At 61.9% G+C, this 21,354-nt stretch carries 20 protein-coding genes and 1 pseudogene; 3 read left to right on the top strand and 18 right to left on the bottom strand.

The window, feature by feature from the left end:
• The 13 genes from AC07SI_RS29535 to AC07SI_RS29475 all read right to left on the bottom strand — a co-directional run bounded on the left by AC07SI_RS29535 (position 1) and on the right by AC07SI_RS29475 (position 14,747).
• Positions 1-1,209: a glycosyltransferase WbuB gene (locus AC07SI_RS29535; RefSeq protein ID WP_495007058.1), complete on the bottom strand. Its 1,209-nt coding sequence runs from the start codon at positions 1,207-1,209 to the stop codon at positions 1-3.
• Complete coding sequence (gene fcl, locus AC07SI_RS29530) at positions 1,209-2,186, bottom strand: GDP-L-fucose synthase (protein ID WP_213550803.1); 978 nt, start codon at positions 2,184-2,186, stop codon at positions 1,209-1,211. The genes AC07SI_RS29535 and fcl overlap by 1 nt, the downstream gene beginning before the upstream one ends.
• A gap of 2 nt (positions 2,187-2,188) precedes the next feature.
• A complete protein-coding gene (gene gmd, locus AC07SI_RS29525) occupies positions 2,189-3,310 on the bottom strand; it encodes a GDP-mannose 4,6-dehydratase (protein ID WP_065906193.1) in 1,122 nt (373 codons plus the stop codon).
• Between the two features lie 69 nt (positions 3,311-3,379).
• Positions 3,380-4,315, bottom strand: coding sequence for a glycosyltransferase family 2 protein (locus AC07SI_RS29520; RefSeq protein WP_065906191.1), 936 nt, complete (start codon positions 4,313-4,315; stop codon positions 3,380-3,382).
• Positions 4,312-4,881 (bottom strand): LbetaH domain-containing protein, encoded by a 570-nt coding sequence (locus tag AC07SI_RS29515; protein ID WP_065906189.1) that lies wholly within the window; start codon positions 4,879-4,881, stop codon positions 4,312-4,314. Before AC07SI_RS29515 ends, AC07SI_RS29520 begins: the two co-directional genes overlap by 4 nt.
• Positions 4,878-6,023 carry a glycosyltransferase gene (locus AC07SI_RS29510; protein ID WP_213550807.1) on the bottom strand — a complete coding sequence of 382 codons (1,146 nt, stop codon included), beginning with the start codon at positions 6,021-6,023 and terminating at the stop codon, positions 4,878-4,880. The genes AC07SI_RS29515 and AC07SI_RS29510 overlap by 4 nt, the downstream gene beginning before the upstream one ends.
• Before the next feature lie 31 nt (positions 6,024-6,054).
• Positions 6,055-7,377, bottom strand: coding sequence for an O-antigen ligase family protein (locus tag AC07SI_RS29505; protein ID WP_495007057.1), 1,323 nt, complete (start codon positions 7,375-7,377; stop codon positions 6,055-6,057).
• Entirely contained in the window at positions 7,355-8,587 is a 1,233-nt protein-coding gene (locus tag AC07SI_RS29500) for a glycosyltransferase family 4 protein (RefSeq protein ID WP_495007056.1), read from the bottom strand. The genes AC07SI_RS29505 and AC07SI_RS29500 overlap by 23 nt, the downstream gene beginning before the upstream one ends.
• A 1-nt stretch (position 8,588) precedes the next feature.
• Positions 8,589-9,182, bottom strand: a complete 594-nt coding sequence (locus AC07SI_RS29495; RefSeq protein WP_495007055.1) for an acyltransferase — start codon at positions 9,180-9,182, stop codon at positions 8,589-8,591.
• Positions 9,169-10,473 (bottom strand): lipopolysaccharide biosynthesis protein, encoded by a 1,305-nt coding sequence (locus AC07SI_RS29490; RefSeq protein WP_495007054.1) that lies wholly within the window; start codon positions 10,471-10,473, stop codon positions 9,169-9,171. The genes AC07SI_RS29495 and AC07SI_RS29490 overlap by 14 nt, the downstream gene beginning before the upstream one ends.
• Positions 10,474-10,481: 8 nt before the next feature.
• Positions 10,482-11,819 carry a UDP-glucose dehydrogenase family protein gene (locus AC07SI_RS29485; RefSeq protein WP_107339005.1) on the bottom strand — a complete coding sequence of 446 codons (1,338 nt, stop codon included), beginning with the start codon at positions 11,817-11,819 and terminating at the stop codon, positions 10,482-10,484.
• A gap of 73 nt (positions 11,820-11,892) precedes the next feature.
• The gene (locus tag AC07SI_RS29480; protein ID WP_495007053.1) at positions 11,893-14,115 is read right to left on the bottom strand and encodes a polysaccharide biosynthesis tyrosine autokinase; all 2,223 of its coding nucleotides are present in this window, start codon (positions 14,113-14,115) and stop codon (positions 11,893-11,895) included.
• 191 nt (positions 14,116-14,306) lie between these two features.
• The gene (locus AC07SI_RS29475) at positions 14,307-14,747 is read right to left on the bottom strand and encodes a low molecular weight protein-tyrosine-phosphatase (RefSeq protein WP_065906177.1); all 441 of its coding nucleotides are present in this window, start codon (positions 14,745-14,747) and stop codon (positions 14,307-14,309) included.
• 243 nt (positions 14,748-14,990) lie between these two features.
• On the opposite strand from AC07SI_RS29475, the gene AC07SI_RS29470 reads away from it, so the two are divergent.
• Positions 14,991-15,299, top strand: coding sequence for a phosphomannomutase (locus tag AC07SI_RS29470; protein ID WP_226939989.1), 309 nt, complete (start codon positions 14,991-14,993; stop codon positions 15,297-15,299).
• On the top strand, positions 15,296-15,628 hold the full coding sequence (locus tag AC07SI_RS29465; RefSeq protein WP_495007052.1) for a hypothetical protein: 333 nt from the start codon (positions 15,296-15,298) through the stop codon (positions 15,626-15,628). The genes AC07SI_RS29470 and AC07SI_RS29465 overlap by 4 nt, the downstream gene beginning before the upstream one ends.
• Here AC07SI_RS29465 and AC07SI_RS29460 read toward each other — a convergent pair.
• The 3 genes and pseudogenes from AC07SI_RS29460 to AC07SI_RS29450 all read right to left on the bottom strand — a co-directional run.
• Positions 15,580-16,200, bottom strand: a complete 621-nt coding sequence (locus AC07SI_RS29460) for a hypothetical protein (protein ID WP_495007051.1) — start codon at positions 16,198-16,200, stop codon at positions 15,580-15,582. The two genes, AC07SI_RS29465 and AC07SI_RS29460, sit on opposite strands and share 49 nt — an antisense overlap.
• An 84-nt stretch (positions 16,201-16,284) precedes the next feature.
• On the bottom strand, positions 16,285-17,043 hold the full coding sequence (locus AC07SI_RS29455) for an ABC transporter ATP-binding protein (protein ID WP_201144116.1): 759 nt from the start codon (positions 17,041-17,043) through the stop codon (positions 16,285-16,287).
• Between the two features lies 1 nt (position 17,044).
• Positions 17,045-17,809, bottom strand: a pseudogene (locus AC07SI_RS29450) (ABC transporter permease); the annotation flags it as partial.
• A gap of 330 nt (positions 17,810-18,139) precedes the next feature.
• Here AC07SI_RS29450 and AC07SI_RS29445 point away from each other — a divergent pair.
• Positions 18,140-19,222, top strand: a complete 1,083-nt coding sequence (locus tag AC07SI_RS29445) for an LLM class flavin-dependent oxidoreductase (protein ID WP_201144115.1) — start codon at positions 18,140-18,142, stop codon at positions 19,220-19,222.
• A gap of 61 nt (positions 19,223-19,283) precedes the next feature.
• On the opposite strand, the gene AC07SI_RS29440 is transcribed toward AC07SI_RS29445, so the two are convergent.
• Together AC07SI_RS29440 and AC07SI_RS29435 are read right to left on the bottom strand one after the other, a co-directional pair.
• Positions 19,284-20,078: a class II aldolase/adducin family protein gene (locus AC07SI_RS29440; protein ID WP_065906167.1), complete on the bottom strand. Its 795-nt coding sequence runs from the start codon at positions 20,076-20,078 to the stop codon at positions 19,284-19,286.
• A gap of 225 nt (positions 20,079-20,303) precedes the next feature.
• Entirely contained in the window at positions 20,304-21,209 is a 906-nt protein-coding gene (locus tag AC07SI_RS29435) for a LysR family transcriptional regulator (RefSeq protein WP_065906163.1), read from the bottom strand.
• Positions 21,210-21,354 lie beyond the last annotated feature (145 nt).

The raw sequence follows: 21,354 nt of genomic DNA, 5'->3' as shown, positions 1-21,354 counted from the left end.
TCAAACCTGTGCCAGGAAACGTTGCAGAATGCGCTCCTTGTCGAGGAACTCCTTGGCGTAGTTCAACGCCACCTCATTGCGCGCGGGCAGTGCCAGCACGCGCTCGATCCCGGCGTTCAGCGCGGCGACCGACTCCGGTTCGATCAGCACGGCAATGCCCTGGTGCTCCTCGCACAGGCGGCCGAGGGTAGTGCCTGGATCGGCGGTGATGATCGCGTTGCCCCCCACCGCCAGAATGTTGGTGAGCTTGGACGGCAGCACCGCGTCCGCCACCCCGCGCTTCTGAATCACCAGGTGCGCGTCTGCCGACGCCAGCAGGGCCGGCAGGTCGGCATACGCCTGCAACGGTGCAAACAGCACATTGCGCAAGCCATCGCGTTCGACGCCCTCCAGCAACCGCGCCTTGCCCGTACCCTCGCCGACAATCAGAAAGATCAACTCCGCACGCTGGGCATGGGCCTTGGCAGCCTCGAGGATCAGTTCCAGCCCCTGCTTCTCACCGATGTTGCCCGAGTACAACAGCACCCGCGCGCCCACCGGCACCCCCAGACGTTGCAGCAATGCGCGGTTGCGCGGCACCTGGCGAAAACGCGTGGTCTCCGACCAGTTGGGAAAAAACAGCAACCGCTGGCTATGCACGCCTTTGCCACGGGCCTTGTCGAGCATGCCGGTGGAAATCGTCGACACCCGGTCGAACCGCCGCAGCAACCAGCGTTCAATGCCAAACGCCACGCGCCGCAACAGTGATCCGCCACCGAGGCCGAGGCCGAACATTGCATCGACTTCGTAGTCCTGAATATGCAGCACCGAGCGCGCGCCGCTGAGCTTGGCCAGCAGCAACGCCTGGGGCGCACAAAACAATGTCGGCACTACCAGCATCACCAGGTCCGGCTTCCAGCGCAGCTGCCCCAGCACCGCCAACGACGAGCTGGCGCAAAAGCTGATCAGGTGCAGCAACCGCGTCAGCGCGGTGGGCTGGCGTGGCACATACAGCGGGCAGCGAATCACCGTCACGCCATGGTCTTGTTCAGTGCGATAGCGCCACGGCGAATAGCCCGCGCCCACCTGCCAGTGCGGGTAATACGGCGGCGCCGTCACCACGCGCACGTCATGCCCCTGGCTGGCCAACCAGCGCGCCTGTTCACCGCTGTACTTGCCGATACCGGTGAGTTCCGGGCTGTAATTGATGCCGTACAGAAGGATCTTCATCACTGGCCCCGTGGCTGTTCAAGGGCGGCGAGATAGGCGTTATAGGCATCGCGCAGGCCCTCCTCCAACGGCACATAGGCCTCCCAGCCCAAGGCATTGATGCGGCTCACATCAAGCAATTTACGCGGGGCGCCGTCGGGCTTGCTCGCGTCAAAGCGCAAGCGCCCCTTGAAGCCGGTGACCCGCACCAGCGCCTGGGCCAACTCGGCGATGGTGCAGTCCACGCCGGTGCCGACATTCAAATGCGAGCGCATCGGCTGGGTCTGCTCGCGATAGCGCTCGGGGCTCAGCTCCATGACATGCACGCTGGCCGCGGCCATGTCGTCCACATGAAGGAACTCACGCCGGGGCCGGCCGCTGCCCCAGATCACCACTTCGTCATCGCCACGCTGGGTTGCCTCATGGAAGCGCCGCAACAGCGCCGCGATCACATGGCTGTTTTCGGGGTGGTAATTGTCGCCAGGGCCATACAGGTTGGTCGGCATCACACTGCGGTAGTCGCGGCCGTGCTGGCGGTTGTAGCTTTCGCACAGCTTGATGCCGGCGATCTTGGCCACCGCGTAGGGTTCGTTGGTGGGCTCCAGCGCGCCGTCGAGCAACACCGCTTCGATCATCGGCTGCGGTGCATGCACCGGGTAGATGCAGGAGGAGCCGAGGAACAACAGTTTTGCCACGCCATGGCTGTGGGCGGCGTGGATCACGTTGGCCTGGATCATCAGGTTCTGGTAGATGAAATCGGCCGGGTACGTGGCATTCGCATGAATCCCGCCGACCTTGGCAGCCGCCAGGTACACCTGCTCCACCCGCTGCTCGGCGAAGTACGCCTGCACCGCCGCCGGGTCGAGCAGGTCGAGTTGATCACGGCTGGCCGTGAGGATTCGGGTATAGCCCAAGGCCCACAGGCGCCGCACAATGGCCGAGCCGACCATGCCGCGATGGCCGGCGACAAAAATCCGCGCATCCAGATCACGTGCCATGCTCAGTTCTCCACGGCAATCGGTGCGTCATGCCCATGCAGGCGCAACAAGGCATGGCGCTGGGCGACCTTGAGGTCTTCGCGCACCATCTCCGCACACATTTCCTGGGCGCTGATCTCCGGAGTCCAGCCCAGTTTGTGCTTGGCCTTGGACGGGTCGCCCAGCAGCGTCTCGACCTCCGCCGGGCGGAAGTAACGCGGGTCCACCCGCACAATCACATCGCCGACCAGGACGCCCGGTGCCAGGTCACCATCGATGTGTTCCACCACCGCCACTTCCTCCACGCCTTTGCCGACAAAGCGCAGGCGCACGCCCAGTTCCGCCGCCGACCAGCGAATGAAGTCACGCACCGAATACTGCACGCCGGTGGCGATCACAAAGTCCTCGGGGCTGTCCTGCTGCAGCATCATCCACTGCATGCGCACGTAGTCCTTGGCATGGCCCCAGTCCCGCAGCGCGTCCATGTTGCCCATGTACAGGCACTGCTCCAGGCCCAGCGCGATGTTAGTCAGGGCGCGGGTGATCTTGCGCGTCACAAAGGTTTCGCCGCGACGCGGCGACTCGTGGTTGAACAGGATGCCGTTGCACGCGTACAGCCCGTAGGCCTCGCGAAAGTTCACGGTGATCCAGTAGGCATACAGCTTGGCCACCGCATAGGGCGAGCGCGGGTAGAACGGCGTGGTTTCCTTCTGCGGGGTTTCCTGCACCAGCCCGTACAACTCGGAGGTCGAGGCCTGGTAGAAGCGGGTCTTCTTTTCCAGGCCCAGCAGGCGGATTGCCTCAAGGATGCGCAACGTGCCGAGGGCATCCACGTCGGCGGTGTACTCCGGTGAATCGAAGCTCACGGCGACGTGGGATTGCGCGCCGAGGTTGTAGATTTCGTCCGGCTGGATCTGCTGGATGATGCGCGTCAGGTTCGACGAATCCGCCAGGTCGCCATAGTGCAGGATCAGGTTTTTGTGCAGGGCTTGGGGGTCCTGGTAAATATGATCGATGCGCTGGGTATTGAACGACGATGAACGCCGCTTGAGACCGTGCACGGTATAGCCTTTTTCCAGCAGCAGCTCCGCCAGGTACGAGCCGTCCTGACCGGTAATCCCGGTAATAAGCGCAACTTTGTTCATGTCTGTCTCCCGATTGATAGGCGAGCGAAGGCCTTCACCCAAACTTGGGTGTTTGTTAAAAACGGTCAGTTACTTCGGTGTGGGCAGGTTCAAGTTATGGCCGGTCAACTTTGAAAGTTCCCGGACAATGGCTTCCTTGTCGGTTAAGTGAGCAATCGCGGTTTCCAGTTCGAGCACTTTTGCGCCCACCAGGAAGCGGTACCAGTAGCCCTGCAGCAGGTGATAGACCAGACCACTGCGGCCATCGAGAAACCCCAGCTGGATGATGTAGCGCCACAGGAAATACGCGGTGGAACTCAGGGTGAACGGCACGCGGTTGTACAGGCGGTTCTTCACCAGGCGCTTAGTGCGGGCCTGCAAGGAACTCTGCCCGGTGTGCAGTTCATCGCGGATCGCAAACAACCCCAGCCGTGCGTTCAGCACTTCGATCGCCTCGCGGGTGGCGTACTGGTTGTGCTTGTGGGTGAAGAAGGTCAGGTCATGCAGGTTATGGTCAGCAAATCCGCCGTCCAGGGTGATGGTGCGGCCCTCGGCCACCGAGATGTGCTCATCCATCCAGCGGTCTTCCACGCGCCCCAGCCCGCTGCGCCACAGGCGCAGCATCTTGAGCGGGTAACGCCCGCCGTGGCGCACCCAGCGCCCCATGAAAATATGCTTGCGCTTGAAGTTGATGCCGGTGATATCGCCGGCCAATGTCGGCAAGCGGGTATTGATCGCGGCGGCGAGGTCAGCCTCGATGATCTCGTCGGCGTCCAGGCGCATCGTCCAGTTGCCGGTAATCGGCAGGTGGTCCAACGCCCACTGGAACTGCTTGGCCTGGTTGACGAAGGGGTGCTGCACCACCAACGCGCCGTGACGGCGGGCGATGTCGCAGGTGTCGTCGGTGGAGAACGAGTCGACCACCAGCACCTCGTCGCTGAAAGCGCGTGCCGAGTCGATGGCACGGGCGATGTGCAGGCTTTCGTTGTAGGTCAGGATAATGACGCTGACGGTTTCGCGGGTCATGGCCTCGACTCCTGCACGTGTTGGGTGCGCTGGCTGATCTGCCGCGACGGATGCCCGGCATGCACGGTCCATGGCTGCGCGATGCTCTTGATCACCAGGGTGCGCGCGCCCACCACCACGCCATCGGCAATACACACGCCAAGGGTGATAAAGGCCTCGGCACACACCCACACGTGCTCGCCCAGCACGATGGGCTTGGCATACAGCTGGAAATTGCGACTGTTGTAGTCGTGGGAGCCACCGCACAAATGCGCGCCCTGGGAAATCACGCTGTAGCGCCCGATCCGGATCAACGCCATGTTGTAGAGGGTGGTGCCATCGGCAATCCCGACGTGGTCACCCAGCTCCAGGTTCCACGGTGCCCAGACTTTCGCCCGTGGGTACACGTGCACGCCCTTGCCCAGTCGTGCCCCGAACAGGCGCAGCAAGAACGCCCGCCAGGCATGAAACGGGCGTGGGCTGGTGCGAAACAGCACCACGTACACCATGTTCCACAGCTGACGGCGGATCCGATGGCCGAGTGAAAATGACGCCGAGCGATGCGGGTCATTGCCTTGGAGAATCATGGGCAACACTCCCGCACGATTTCCAAAAGGCGCTGGGCGCCGCGGCGGATATGAAAGCGTTGGCTGAAACACACCTTGGCGCGTGCCGACATCTGCGCGTAGCCCGGCACATCGAGCTGCAGCCAGCGCTGCAGGTTAAGCACGGTTCCGGCGGCAGTGTCTTCACTGACAAACCCGACGGCGTCCTGGTCGATTTCACGCCAGATATTCACCTTGTTGCTGATCAGCACCGGCTTGCCGCAGGCCAGGGCTTCAGCCACGACCACGCCAAAATTCTCCTGATGGGAAGGCAGGCAAAACACCTCGGCCGCATAGAACGCCCCCCACTTGGCGGCGCCTTGCAACATGCCAGGCCAGCTCACGCGGTGGGCGATCCCCAACTGCTCGGCCTGCGCCCGCAGCGCCTGGCCCCAGCCACCTTGATCGGGGCCGGCCATCACCAGGTGCAAACGCGCGTCCTGGCCAGCGACCTGGGCAAACGCCTGCAGCAGGTGATCGCAGCCTTTTTTGACGTGGATGCGGCTCAGGAACAGGATCAGCCGCTTGCCCTGCAACTCGGGGTGATCCTCGATAAAGGCCTGCGCCAGGCGCGCGCCGTCAGCCGGTGGGCTGGCGGTGCCGTAGGCGGTGATCGTCTCGTTGGCGCGATACAGCCAGAACGACTCACGCGCGCGGATTTTCTCTTCCTCGCTGGTAAACACCACGCGCTTGGCATCCCTCAGCACTCGGTACTCACCCCACGGCCAGTACAACCATTTCTTCAAATGCTTGAGCGGGTATTCGTGCTTGAACCAGGGGTCGAGCATGCCGTGGGTATACACAATGTACGGCCTATCCTGCGCGTTCAGCACCTGGCGGGCGACAAAACCGTGGTACTGCCACAACCCGTTGATGATGAAGAAGTCGTACTCGCGCGCGTGCTGCTCCAGCCATTGGCGGATATTGCCGTTCAGCCCGTAGCCAAACCGACTCGGCCCCATGAAGTGCACAGCGCCCGGGTAGTCGACCGCGAAGTGCGCATCCAGCGTCAAGACATCCACCCGATGCCCGTCCTGGACCAGCACCTTGTCAATTTCCCGAGCGGCGTTGATCGGGCCGCCATTTTCCGGTTTAACCGAAGAGATGATTCTTAGTAACTTCAAGTGCTGTCGTCCGCTGATGCGTTGAGTGGATTCAGGATTTCTTGCAGGCCGCGAGGATCAGGCAGGCGTAGAGCACGCCAAACGCCAGGAACGTGCCCTGCATGGTCATCACCCCGTTGAACAAAATCGGCGCGAGGAACCCGCACAGCAGCAACGGCACCCCCGTGCCCTGGCGCACCAGCGCCTTATAGGATTTGAGCAGCAACCACAGCAGGACAAAGATCCTGAACAGGATGAACATCGCCCCGGCAGGAAGGCCCATCTCCAGGACAATTCGCGACCACTCGTCCTCGGCCAGCAAGAAGCCTGCGCCCTGCTCGCGCCCGGCGCGCAGCAGGGTCGAGGCGGCATTGGTGCCCGACCCGATGCCGTGCCCCCACAGCGGCGCGTCGTCGACCACCCGGGTAAATGCATACAGGCTGGAAAATGCGCGGGTCACCGGCGAGCCTTCACTGGCCACCGCGCTGCGGTTGCGCTCGACCAGTACCTGGTAGCTGTCGGTGGACATGAAGATCAACAGGCTGACAAACAACGCGGCCGCCAGCAGGAACAGCGCCAGCAGGTTGCGCTGCGACTTCTTGATCAAGGCCACCACCAGCGCAGCGAGCAATACGATCGCCGCATAGGCATAGATGGCCCTTGAGCCGGTGAGAAAACACATCACCGCCACCGAGGCCGCAGACACCGCAAAGAGCCCATAGCGCCGCGCAAACACCGCCTGGAACAGCGCCTTGTCGAAGATCGACGCGACCAGGAACGCAAAGCAGGCGGAGACATACACCACGTGCCCGGCGGTAAAGGTAAAGGTCCCATACGGCCTGACGACACCGTCGGCGATCATGAAGATGAAGTCGTCATCGCCGATGCCTTTGTTTACGTACGCCTGGGGCCCGGACGAATATTGCAGCACCACCAGCACGCTGATCGGGATCGCGGCAAACAGTGTGATGCGCGCGAACCGATAGACATCCATCAGCCTGAGGGTCTTGCCGGCCACGAAGATCAACGGGAAATACAGCAGGTAGTTGCGCACGCCGTAGCCGTAGATGACGAACCCTTCAGGGCTGCTCAATAAAAACGCCGACACCAGCACGAAGAACACCATGACCAGCACCACGAAGTAAGCCGACACCAGGTTTTTCGAAAAGAACCCGAACCTGAAGGCACACCAGTAGATGTAAAGGACAATCGGGTCCTTGATGAAATAGATCACCGAGCTGAGGCCGGGCACCACCCACTTGCGCAAGATCCCTTCGAACAGGATGAGCAGGTAGATGAGCACGAACGCACTGACCACGCGGGCCCGGTAGCGCTCGTGCAGGCTGAGCCGTTCAGGGCTGGCAAAGGATTGCATCCAGCACCTCCCTGGCGTAGCTGTCCCAGGTCGTGCCGCCGGCAGACAGCAGTGCGTTGTGCTTCAACGTCGCGAGTTTTTGCCGATCACTGGACAGTTCCACCAGGCGGCTGGCAATGGCTTCGGCGGACCTGATCGGCACCACGTAGCCATTGACCCCCTCGACGACCAGGTCGGCCGCGCCACAGTTCTGCGAGACGATCACCGCCGTCCCCGTGGAGAGCGCTTCACCGACCACCAGGCCGAACGCCTCGGCGAGTGACGGCAGGACCAGCACGTCAGCCTCCTGCAGATGGCGAATCACCTGATCGTGGGAGGCCGAGCTGAACCACTGGACCTTTTTCAGCTCGGCGTTGAGCGTCGGGTTACGGCCGTTGGCGTAGTCCCCACCGATCACCGTGACGTCGAGGGCAACACTGCTGGCGGCCAGGTTCAGCGCCTCGAAGAAGTACGAGAGGCCTTTCTGCTGGGTCAGCGCGCCGATAAACATCACCTTCAACCGCGCACCGGGGCGCACCGCTGCCGGCGGATGTGCCAGCGGCGCCGGTGCACCGTAGGGTGTGATCGAGACCTTGCCTGGGGCGATGCCAAAGTCACCCAGGGTTCGCTTGGCAAACGCACTCGCGACGATGATCCTGTCCGCCAGCGCCAACTCGGTGGTCTGCTTGCGCACGGTGTCGTCACTGATGTTCGGGATGCTGGCGCGCCACGCGGGGTTGGCCTCGCGCTCATGCTCAAGGACTTTGCACGCGTAGGCGACCGAGCCAAAGGCCGCCTCATAATTGAGGGTGATCCCGCCGATGTCGCGGGCCGCGCGGAACAAGGCCAGGCACTTGCCGTCGTAGCCGTACACGTGCCGGGGTTTGCGCGCGGAGCGGTACAAGAACTGCGCGCTGGACTGGTCAATGTGCTGGTACACATTTTCCGGGCAGAACATTCCGCTGTTGCGCTGCGTGAGGCGAAACCACTTGAGCTTGTCGCAGAGCACGCGCGGCACGTCGTAGCGCGGGTAGCTGTGCAGCAGCGCGCCATCGACCTGGTCAAAGGTGCGGCGCAGGCACTCCTTGCCCACGATAGGCAGGCGGCACAACAGCGAGTCCTTGTGCAGCGCCAGCGAGGTATGAAAGGAATGCAGCAGCTGTCGTTGGTTCAACGCACGCAGCAACGCACGGACATTCTGGTTACCGACGGGATGGGCGACGAGAATCATTTTATTTCCCCATCCAGGCTTCGAAGATGGCACTTGAACGCGCCGGACTGTAGGTGAACGTGCGCGTGGCACGCTGCTTGACGACCCGCGCCGGGTTGCCCGCCACGACCGTGAAGGGTTCCACATCGCGGTTGACCACACTGCCCGCCCCCACCACGGCGCCCTCGCCGATCGTGACGCCCGGCAGGATCATCGCGCCGGTGGCAATCCAGGCGTAATCACCGATCACCACCGCTGCAACCTTCAGGCGCCAGGCGGGGTCATCGATGGCATGGGTGCCGGTCAGGATCCTCACGCCCTCATTGATCGCGACGTGGGCGCCGATGCGCACGGGGGCGTGCAATTGAATGAAGCTGCGCTGGCCGATAAAGCTGCCGGTACCAATGCTGAAGCGCGCCAGCGCCCCTTCGAACTCGCAAGCGTTGATCATCACCAGCGAGCCCAGCGTGGCGCCCTGGCGACGCAATGCACGCTGGCGGTGACTGGCCTTGAGCAGCCGGCCCAGCAACAGCACACGCTTGGCCAGGTACTTGAGGCCCTCCAGCGTCAGCGGGTTGACTTTCAATCGCTGCCGAATCAAGTCATTGATCAACACGGGCCATCCTCACTTCAAGACGATGAAAACCGTGCCTGGCAAAGCAGAACAACACGACTTCCGTGGCCACCAGCACGTAGCAGACGCCGAGCAGGCCGAAGGGTTGTGCCAGGCCGAAAACCGCCAGCACACTGGCTATCGACACCAGCATGAACACCAGTGCGAAGCGCGAGTAGGACGCCGTCGCCATCAACGCGACCCAGTACACCTGCCAGGCCACGTGGGTCAGTGCGCCGAGGGTCAGCACCAGCATGATGGTGCTGGAGTAATCGTCCTTCCGGCCCGACCACACATCGAATATGGTGCCGCCAAACACCACCACCAGCACCCCCATCACACAGGCGATGGGCAGTGAAAACTTCAAGGCGTAGCGAATCATCTTCCTGACCAATTGGTTGTCTCCGACCGAAAATGCATAGGAGATCTCCGGCCACAGGGACTGGTTGACCACCGTCGAGAACTGCACCAGCACCCTCGAAATGGTGCGGTACAAGCCAAAGATCGCCGCATGGGCCGGCGACAGCAGCACCGACAGCAGGATGATCAAGCCCTGCACGTTCAGCGCCAGGCCGATAGGAAACGCCAGCGAGGCAATCGAGGGTTTGATCAAGGTGGTGAACGCACGCTTGCCGATCGCCGCCGGGTCGAAACGCAAGGTGATGCCCAGCCGATTGGCAATCAGGTTTTTGCTGAGGAGGCCGATCAGGCGCACGCCCAGCAACGTCAGGCTGGTAGCGACCAGGCTGTGGGTGAGCGAGGCGCACACCAATGCGGCCGTCCATTCGAGCATCCTGATGACGTTCATGATGAAGGCCGACAACGGCAACGCCTTGCTGGCCCGGTAGCGGATCGAGATCATGTTGGTGAACAGGCACAGCAGCGAATAGCCGGTGAGTGCCGACAGGATCAACACCCCATCGTGGCTCCTGATGGCGTGGAGATTGAGCACGCCGAACAGGTCGAAAAACGCCATGGCCCCGAGGGCCAGCACCAGCACGCTGAGCCCCGCCAGCATTAAAAACGCAAAGCTGGTGCTGTAGACCGCACGGGCCACCCTGACCCGCCCGCGTTCATGCCAGATCACCACCTTGCTCGACGCCGCCGTGGTCACGCCCAGGTCAGACAGCGCCAGGTAGGTGGGGATCGCCGACAGCACCACCCACTCGCTGTAGGCGCCAAAGCCCCAACTGGCGATCAGTACCGGCACACTCACCAACTGGATCAGCAGGTTGACCACCTGGCCGAACGAGTTGGCACCAATGCCATTGACGATTCTTTTAACTACGCTCATGGGATGACCTATACGGTGTCGAGAGGTCGCCCGATGGATATGTAGTGAATGCCTTTCTTCAGCACACTCGCGGGGTCGTACAGGTTGCGCCCGTCAAAAATCAACGGCTGTTTGAGCTGCTGCTGGATCACCGTGAAGTCTGGCGCCTTGAACACCTGCCACTCGGTGACAATCATCAAGGCGTCGGCGCCCTTGAGGGCGGCCTCCTTGGTCCCGCACAGGCGCAGGTCGTCGCGGTCGCCGTAGAGCCGCTGGGTTTCTTCCATGGCCTGCGGGTCAAACGCCTGCACCTTGGCGCCCGCACGCCAGAGCGCTTCCATCAGCACACGGCTGGGCGCCTCGCGCATGTCATCGGTATTGGGTTTGAAACTCAGCCCCCACAGCGCGAAGGTCTTGCCCGCCAGTTCACCCTTGAAGTGACTGGACAGTTTGTTGAACAGGGTATTTTTCTGTTCGGCGTTGCGCCGTTCCACCGCCTTGAGCAGCGTGGCGTCGAAGTCGATGCCATCGGCGGTCTGGATCAACGCCTGGACATCCTTGGGAAAACACGACCCGCCATACCCGACGCCGGCATACAGAAAGTGGTAGCCGATGCGCGGATCGGAGCCGATGCCCTGGCGCACCATCTCGATATCGGCCCCCAGCCTTTCCGCCAGGTTGGCCATTTCGTTCATGAAACTGATCTTGGTGGCGAGCAGGCAATTGGCGGCGTACTTGGTGAGTTCGGCGCTGCGCACATCCATCACGATGATCTTTTCGTGGTTGCGGTTGAACGGCGCATACAGTTCGCGCATCACCGCTTCGGCATGCCGGCTGGCGGTGCCGATGACAATACGGTCCGGACGTATGCAGTCGGCCACCGCGCAGCCTTCCTTGAGAAACTCGGGGTTGGAGACCACGTCGAAGGTCAGGTCGGTACGGTCACGCAAGGCCAGCATGGCCGCCACGCGCGCGCTGACCTTGTCGGCGGTGCCCACCGGCACGGTGGACTTGTCGATGATGGTCAACGGGGCCTGCATGTGCTGGCCGATGGTCTCGGCCACCGTCAGCACGTATTTCAAGTCGGCGGAGCCGTCTTCATCCGGCGGCGTGCCCACCGCGATAAATTGCACTTCACCATGCTTGACCCCGGCGACGGCATCGGTGGTGAAATTCAAGCGGCCCGCCGCGTGGTTTTCCCTGACCAGGGTCTCCAGGCCAGGCTCATAGATCGGGATGTGGCCCTGGTTCAGGCGCTCGACCCGCTGGGCGTCGATATCGACACACAGCACGTCGTGGCCGACTTCAGCGAGTACCGCTCCCTGGACCAGGCCCACATAACCGATGCCAAATACTGTTACTTTCATAGCGTTTCTCGTTGAACGTACGGCCAGTGGTAAAGGTGCTGCGCGCAGGGTTTAAAGTGCCGGTGGCCCAGGCTCAAACGCTGTCTGACTTGTATTCGTAGTGGTAGTAGCTGTAGGCGCCGTAGCCGTATTTGGCCGATGAGCGCTTCTCGATACCGTTGAAAATCGCGCCTTTGAGCTCGATGCCGTTTTGCTGGTAGCGGCGCATCGTCAACTCCACCTCGCGCACCGAGTTGAGTTCGAAACGGGCCACGATCAGGTTGGTGCCGGACTGGCGACCGACGATGGTTGCGTCGGTCACCGCCAGAAACGGCGGCGTGTCCAGGATCACCAGGTCATACAGCCCACTGACCTGTTCAAGGAACGCGGTGAAATTGGCGTGCATCAACAGTTCCGAAGGGTTCGGCGGTATCTGCCCACGGCTGATGAGGTGGAGGTTTTCCACCGCCGTGGGGTGGATGGCCGTGCTCAGCTCGCAGCGCCTGGCCAAGACGTCAGACAAACCATGCTCCGCCGTCACGCCAAAGACCTTGTGCAAGTAGCCCTTGCGCATGTCCACATCGACCAGCAGCACGCGCTGCCCCGAATGCGCGACCACCGCCGCCAGGTTCGCCGAGACGAACGTCTTGCCCACCTGTGGGCTGGGCCCGGAAATCATCAGGCGATTGTTGCCGGCTTCCAGCATGGCGAAATGCAGGCTGGTGCGCAGGCTGCGCAGCCCCTCGATGGCAAGGTCAGTCGGGTTGCTGACGGCAAGCAGCTGCGGCGCATCGGCCTTGCGGGTGCGCAGGAGCGTCTGGTCGAAATCCTTCTGGATCGCGCTGAACGGGATGGCCGCGTACACCGGCAGGCCGAGCTTTTCCAGATCGTTGGGGTTGGTGACTCCGCGGTTGAGCGCCTTGCGAAACAGCACCAGGGCAATCGCGACGAAGGCACCCAGCAACGTGGCGATCACCACAATCAGCGCTTTCTGCGGCCGGACGGGGTTGCGCAAGTCGACATCAGCGCTGTCGATCAGGCGCACATTGCCCACGGTGCCGGCGCGCATCACATCCAGCTCCTGATACTTGTTCAGCAGTTGGGTGTAGATCTCAGTGCTGACCTTCAGGTCGCGGGTCAGGCTCAGCAGCTCCTGCTGCGTGGTGGGCAGGCTCTCGACCTTCTTGGCCAACTCATCCTGACGTGCGGTCAGCTCGGCCAATTGGGTCAGCAACGCTCGATACACCGGGTGCTGGGGGGTGAACTTTCGTTCTATTTCCGCCTGCTGCATCTTGAGTTCGGAGATGCTCGCATCCAGCGCGACGATCTGGTCGAGAATCGCCTTGGCTTCCAGGCTGATGTCGATGGTTTTATTGCGGATCTGAAACTGGTTCAGCGCGGTTTCCGCCTGCTCGACGTCCTTGCGCACCTGCGGCAACTGATCCTTGAGGAACGCCAGGCTCTGGGCTGCTTCGGCCGAAGTGCGATCAATGTTCTGTCGCACGTAGATCCGCGCCACTTCATTGAGCACCTGGATCGCGGCCGCCGGGCGCGTGCTTTCCAGCGCCAGGCCGATGATGCCTGACTCCTTGCCCCGCTCCGCCACATCCAGCAGTTTCTGATAGCGCAGGATAGTGGTCAGGCGCGGCGAACGGACCACGCTGAACTGCGTCCCGGGGTTGGCCTGAAGCGCATCGACCTGCAGCCTGATGCCATTGCTCTCATAGAAGCGCCCCACCTGGCCTGCCAGCAATACCTGGTCATCCGGGTCCGTCAGGGTAAAACTCGCTCCCTCGCCGGCCGTCAAGGTCAGCTCCTGGCCAAGCAGTTCAGCGGGCAGCTGCAACCGCGAAAACGTCAACAGCTCACCGCCCCAGCCGAAGCGTTCCAGGCCGAACCAGGGGCTGGCCACGGCACGCGGCTCGGCAGGTTTGAAACGCCGGGCGATAAAATCCCCCACCAACGGAAAGCGCCGGGGCTTGACCTCAAGGTCCAGGTTCAGGTTATCGACGGCGGTACCGATGGTGATTCGCGAACGGATCAGCTCGATTTCGGTGACGGTGGGCGACTCCTTGCCCAACAGACTGCCGACATCCGAAAACCCCAACATGTCGCTCTTTTTCGGCTCGACCTGCACCAGTGCCGTGGCTTGGTAGACAGGTGTCGACAACACGGCATAGGCTACGCCAAGGGCCATGAAGGCGGCACTGATGACACCAATCAGCCATTTATGATCCAGCAGTGTCCCCACCAGCATCATAAAATCCAGATCAGTTTCTTCAGTGTTATGTGACGTTACAGTGGGTGCTGATTGCATAAGTCAGTTCTTTTTTCCTGCAAATAGTCAAAGCATGGCACAGGGTGCAAGACGCCCGGCTCCCTGCACGTTTAACGACTTCACTCAATACACAAACGCTCACTAGTGCCGGATAAAACACCCCAGGCTTATTTAACTAGGCGTTACTCTTTTTAACAGTGATCAATAGCGTTTTATTGCAGTGACTTTGTTCAGCCGACTAACCGCTGCGCCCAAGCCTGGGCGGCTTGTTCGATCAACGCATAGGCATGCACAAATGCCGGTTTGCCCTGGCGATAAGGGTCTTTGATCTCACGGTTCTGCTGCCACTTGCCCAGCAGGAACACCTTGCCCCGCGCCTCGGGCGCAAGGCTCAGCACCCCGTCGATGTGCCGTTGCTCCATGACCAGGATCAAGTCCGCATCACTCACCGCATCGCTGGTCAGCTGGCGCGCCTTGTGCAGGCACGGGCCATGCCCATGTTCTTGCAAAACCTGTGAAGCCGTGGGTTCCAGCGGGTGATCGGACAATGCCGCCAGCCCCGCCGAACTCACTTCAATAGCGGAAGACGCCAGCGCCGTGCGGAGCAGTTTTTCCGCCGTGGGACTGCGACAGATATTGCCGACACACACGATCAAAATCCTATTGAACAAGGCAACCTCTCACGCGCCGCAGAAGATGAATAGTTAAAGGTAAGTGCCTGCGCCCTGAATAAAACAGCAACACAACCTCAACACAGCAGCCAGGCAATTATGAACACAGGCTTTATTATTCGACCATCTCTTGAGGCAGACGAAAAATAACAAGTATTAATGATCCGACAAAATCTAACATTCACTTACTTCCTCGCAACATCATAATAAAGTGCCACCTGAACAAAACGGCGAGGAGCGGCCATGAACACGTCAAAGTTATTGGTAGAACGTATTGGCTTATTCCCCTCTTCGGGAAACATCCATATTGATGTGAATAATTCGACCAGCGTTGTCGCGCGCATGCAGGTGCTCTATGCCAGCAACTCTCTGGACACCGACGAAACCGGCGCCGGGCTGTCGATGGTGTTCGCCGACTGGCGCTTCAAGTTGCAGGTCAGCGACGCGTTGTCGGTGTGCCTGTGCGTGGAAAGTCGCGGTGACAGCCAGTTCATGCAGGTAAAAACCGCCGAATTGCTGGCGAATATCTCCGGCACCGAGGAACGGCCATGAGCCTGTGGGGGGATGTCAAACGCGGGTATGCGCTGCGAAAGCTCACGGGAATGTTCGAAGGGTTTGCGGAGCCGGCTTCGCCAGAACAGTATCAGCGCAACACCCAGGCCATCGGGCACTGGCTGGACCAGTTGCACGGCAGCTCCCCGCAGCAGATCACCCAGGCGTTGTTCGGGCAAATGAAGGGCGCGCGCCGTCGACGTGATGCACGACGCTTTCAGGCACAGACGCAATTGCTGGCGTTGATGGTGGACAGCAACCTCGCGCTGGACCTGGTAGCCTACTCAGCCTGCCTGGGCGCTGCGTCCAGGCGCCAGGCAGGCTCCTGATAAGCACGCTCGGCCCCTGACAGCGTCACCGCAACCCGGTTGAGCAACAGTTCGGCGTTGTATTTGGGCATCAGGGCGCAGACCAGCAACACCGCCAGGCCGGCGCCGATGAACGCCGGGGACACCTTGACCTCGGTGGGTTCAATCCGCCACAGAAAGGCAATCGCCGCGACGCCACCCAGCACCGCACCGGCCAGGGCTTCATTGAGCGGATGGATAAAGGGGGCAACGCAGTAGGCACTGAACCAGAGCCCCAGCAGCAGGCCCACCAGCGCCGCCGGCCAGCGCAGGGCCGCGCTGAACTGACGCGCCAGCAGGCTTGAGCCCACGGTCAGCATCAGGCAGGTGTTCATGGCGTGGCCACTGAGTACGGCAATGTCCACGTGCTGAAAGGACAAGCCCCAGCCTTTGAACAGCAACTTGCTGAACGCCACGATCGAATACGTGACACCCACCGTCACGATCCAGCCCCGCAGTGCCCACGGGCTGGAATACCGCAGCCACACAGCAATGATGAGGGCAGCCGGAATCATCACGGTAATCCCGCCAAACTGCGCTAGTTCTGCTCGCATCATTGCCCAACCGTTGACGTGCCCGTTTCGGCGCCCATCAGACCTCAGGCCAGGCGAAATTACAACGTTAGGCTCGGTCAGCCTTTACCCATGCGCTACGCGCCGCAGGTTGATCGCCGGCGGACGCGCCGCCGGTGCATCGACTTCCACGCCGAGCAGGTTCAGCAAGCGCGCCCGGATCGCCTGGAAACCGTCCTGGCCGGTGTCCCGCGAACGCGGCAGATCGATGCGCAGTTGCTCGGCGATCTTGCCGTCGGCCAGCACGATCACCCGGTCGGCCAGCAGGATCGCTTCGTCCACATCGTGAGTCACCAGCAGCACCGCCGGTGTGTGCCTGCGCCACAGCTCGATGATCAGGCGGTGCATCTTGATCCGGGTCAGTGCGTCGAGGGCGGCGAAGGGTTCGTCCAGCAGCAACAGCTTGGGTTCGCGCACCAGTCCACGGGCCAGGGCCACGCGCTGGGCTTCGCCGCCGGAGAGGGTCGCCGGGTAGGCCTCAAGGCGATGGGCCAGGCCGACTTCCGTCAAGGCTTGCACCGCCCGCGCCTTGGCTTCGGGAATGCGCAGGCCGAGGATCACGTTTTTCCAGGCGCGCTTCCACGGCATCAGGCGCGGCTCCTGGAACACCGCCGCCCGCGCCTTGGGCACCCGCAATTGGCCGCTGTCGATACTGTCGAGCCCGGCCAGGCTGCGCAGCAAGGTGGTCTTGCCCGAGCCGCTGGCGCCGAGCAAGGCGACGAATTCGCCGGGGGCGATGTCCAGGTCAAGGCCATCGATGACCCGTTGCTGGCCGAATTGGCGCACCACATTGCGCAACTGCACCGCAGCTTCAATCGTCGACATATCAGTTCCTCACAAAGGATGGGCGCCAGGCCAGGGCGAAACGTTCGAGGGTGCGGATCAGGCCGTCGATCAACAGGCCGAGCACGCTGTAGATCAGCAGGCAGATCACGATGACATCGGTGCGCATGAAATCGCGGGCATCACTGGCGAGGAAGCCGATGCCGGCGGTGGTGTTGATCTGCTCGACAAACACCAGTGCCAGCCACGAGATGCCCAGGGCATAGCGCAGGCCGACAAAAAACGAGGGCAACGAGCCGGGCAAGATCACATGCCAGATCAGCTCGCGACGGTTCAGGCCCAGGGTGTTGGCGGCCTCGATCAACTTGGGGTCGATGTTGCGGATGCCGGCGAACAGGTTGAGGTACACCGGGAACGTGGTGCCGGTGACGATCAGCGCGATCTTGGTGAACTCGCCAATGCCGAACCACAGGATGAACAGCGGCACCAGGGCCAGCGAAGGAATGGTGCGCAGCATCTGCATGGGCGAATCGAGGATCACCTCGCCGCGCCTGGACAAGCCGGTGATCAAGGCCGCCACCACGCCGATGCTGACGCCGATACTCAAGCCGAACAACGCGCGTTGCAGCGACACCAGCAGGTGCTTGCCGAGTTCGCCGGAGACGATCATCGCCCACAGCGTGCCGCCGATCTGCGAAGGCGCGGCGATCACGCGCGTGGGGATCCAGCCCAGCTGCGAGGCCAGCTCCCAGAGCAGCAACAGCACGATCGGGCTGACCAGCCGCAGCACCGCGTCGGGCGTGCGCCAGCCACGGGTCGCTTTCAGCTGACCCTCGGCTTTATTGAGGGAAATCGTCTCGGTCATTGGCCTTCCTGTTCAAAACGTCACGGCCGGGAGCGCCGTTGCGGGTCCATGCTAAGCGCATAAAAAACCCTGGTGAAAGTCTTTCTGGGAATAACCTAATGCGATCAACATGCAAATTACTGATACATCAAATAATTTATGATTCTGTTTTTTAATAATTAGGTTAGAACCAATCGGCATTTTACAGGCCCCTTCCCTGCCCCTACTTTGGACGCGAATAACCGACCCCCTGCCCGGCGGAGGTGCACCCCGCGAACTCGACAAGGACAGACCATGAGCATTGAATTCATCGGCTACATCGGCGGCCACCACGCTTCCGAGATCCACCCGCGCAGCGGCCCGACCCTGCAACCGGACTACGTGGAAACCGTGGCCCGCGCCCACGAAGAGGCCGGCTTCGACCGCGCCCTGGTGGCCTTCCATTCCAATAGCCCGGACAGCACGCTGATCGCCTCGCATGCCGCCAGCGTGACCAAGAAGCTGCAATTTCTGATCGCGCATCGCCCAGGCTTTGCCCAGCCGACCCTGGCCGCCCGCCAGTTCACCACCCTCGACGTATTCAACGGCGGGCGCACCGCCGTGCATATCATCACCGGCGGCGACGACCGCGAACTGCGCGCCGATGGCAGCCATATCGGCAAGGACGAACGCTACGCGCGCACTGACGAATACTTGAGCGTGGTGCGCCAGGAATGGACCAGCGAGCAACCGTTCGACTTCACGGGCAACTACTACCAGGTCGAAGGCGCGTATTCCACGGTGAAGTCGCCGCAACAGCCGCATATCCCGCTGTACTTCGGCGGTTCCTCACAGGCCGCGATTGAAGTGGCGGGCAAGCATGCCGACGTGTACGCGCTGTGGGGCGAAACCTATGAGCAAGTGCGCGAGATCGTGACCCAGGTACGCGCCGAGGCGGCCAAGCACGGGCGCACCATCCGCTTCAGCCTGTCGTTGCGGCCGATCCTGGCCGAGACCGAGGAACTGGCATGGGCGCGTGCCGAGACCATCCTGCAGCAGGCTACCGCGCTGGCCGAGAAGAATGGCTTTGTACGCCGCGAACCGCCGAATGAAGGCTCGCGCCGCTTGCTGGCAGCGGCAGCACAGGGCTCGCGCCTGGACAAGCGTTTGTGGACCGGGATTGCGGGCTTGCTCGGGGCCCAGGGAAATTCGACCTCACTGGTCGGGACCGCCGAGCAAGTCGCCGAGGCGCTGGTGGATTACTACGACTTGGGGATCACCACCTTCCTGATCCGTGGGTTCGATCCGCTCAACGATGCGATCGATTACGGCAAGCGGTTGATCCCGCTCACCCGCCAGCTGATCGCCGAGCGCGAGCAAGCACAACAAGTGGCATAAACACACGCCCTGCAGGCGCAGGCAAGCCAGCCCCTGCAGGGGGCTGGCGCTTATAGGCAGATCAGTTCTTGTAGTCGGTGTCGGTGCGTTCCAACTGCCGGATCAGCGCATTCCAATGCCGCGCCACCCCCGGTCCATCCCCCGCCTTGAACGCCTCAGCCTGCTTCTCGACCTTGGCCACCACCTCGGCCGGCGGGAAGATCAACTCTGCGTTGCCCGCCGCCTGCGCCGCGATCTGGATATTGCACGCGCGCTCCAGCCCCTGCAGTTGCTGGAAGGCGTGTTCGACGCTGATCCCGGCGGTCAACAGGCCGTGGTTGCGCAGGATCATCACACTCTTGTCACCCAGGTCGGCGACCAGGCGCTCGCGCTCGTCGAGGTCCAGCGCCACGCCTTCGTAGCCGTGGTAAGCCACGCGCCCGGAGAAACCGATGGAATGCTGGGAGATCGGCAGCAGGCCGTCTTTCTGCGCCGACACTGCGATGCCGTCGCGGGTATGCGTGTGCAGCACTGCTTGCAAGTCGTGGCGTGCGCCGTGGATGGCGCTGTGGATCACGTAGCCGGCGTAGTTGATGCCCAGGCCGGTAGGGTCGTCGACGATGGTGCCGTCGAGGTCGACCTTGACCAGGTTGGAGGCGCTGATTTCATCGAACAACAGGCCGAAGGCGTTGATCAGGAAATGCTCCTCCGGGCCCGGTACGCGCGCGGAGAAGTGCGTGTAGATGTGGTCGGTCCACTTGTACAGGGCCGCCAGGCGATAAGCGGCGGCCAGTTTGACACGCACTTCCCATTCTTCCGGAGTGACGCGCTGGCGAACATTGTTGGAAACGCTGGAGATCGAGGTGACGCTGCTCATGGCAAAACTTCCTGGATGGCCTTAAGGACTTCCAGGCAAGCCTAGGGGATGCAAAAAAATAATAAAAAGCACATTTTAATCTAAGCTAATTATCATATTTTTTTATAACCCAACTGACACCTTCTCCCCCCGCAGGAGCCCGGCTTGCCGGCGATGGCGTCCTTGAGCAATGCCCTGGTCTCGAGGGTCTCATCGCCGGCCAGCCGGGCTCCTGCACCGGGCGGGTCAGGCGGCGTTGCGGATCTTGTGCAGGGAATTTGCCACCAGCTTGCCGAACGCATCCACCGGCCCCTGCAGGTTGCCGAGGAAGTGCGGGTAGATCAGCCACAGGTCCATCACCGGCTTGAAGTCCTTGAGCGGCATCACTGCCAGTTGCTCGCGGTGCGCGCTGCGCTCCAGCAGGGGGCGTGGCACCAGGCCCAGGCCGAGGCCGTCCGCCACCAGGCCCAGTTGCAGCTCGGTGCCGAAGGTTTCCAGGTTGACCCGCAAGGCCAGGCCCTGGTCCGACAAGGTGCGCTGCAACCCCGCGCGGAAGCCGCAACCGTCCGGGTTGAGGATCCAGCCGCTCTGGTACACGTCCGCCAGCTTGCAGGGTTTCTTCGGCAGTTGTGCCTTGGCACACACCACCACCAATTCCATCTTGCCGATCGACTCGCCCACCACGTTGTCCGGGAAAATCTTGCCGGCCGGGAACAGCGCCGCTGCGGCATCCAGCTCTCCGCGCTCGATCTTGCCCACCAGTTGGCTGCCCCAGCCGGTGGCGACTTGGGCGCGCAGGTCGGGGTATTCGGTGCGCAAGTGCTTGAGCGCATCGAGCAGCACCACGTCGCCGATGGTCTGCGGCACGCCCAGGCGCAGCAGGCCGGTGGGCGGTGCGTCGGTGGCGACCAGCTCGCGCAGGGCATCCATCTCGCGCAGGATCAGCCGGCATTGCTCATAGACGCGGGTGCCGATCAGCGTAGGCTTGAGGGGCTTGGTGTTGCGGTCGAACAACTCCACACCCAGCGCCTGCTCGAAGTTCTGCACACGGCGGGTAATGGCCGGCTGGGTCAGTTGCAACGACTCGGCGGCATGGCTGATGGACTGGCAACGAATCACTTCGACAAAGGCATCGATATCGTCAATTTTCATTTGGGCCGCACATAGAGAACAGTCATTAAGATGTGTGCGAAGCATAGTTGCAGGAACGCTGTCTGGATAGCCCGCGCTGCAATCGATAACGTCTAACGCTATTCAGACCGGTTCTAAATTACCTGCAGCTATAAGCTAATCATTA

It is taken from the genome of Pseudomonas sp. GW821-FHT05D12, from assembly GCF_059419825.1.
Note: the sequence above shows the minus strand (reverse complement) of the source record. Positions and strands in the feature narration are given on the sequence as shown.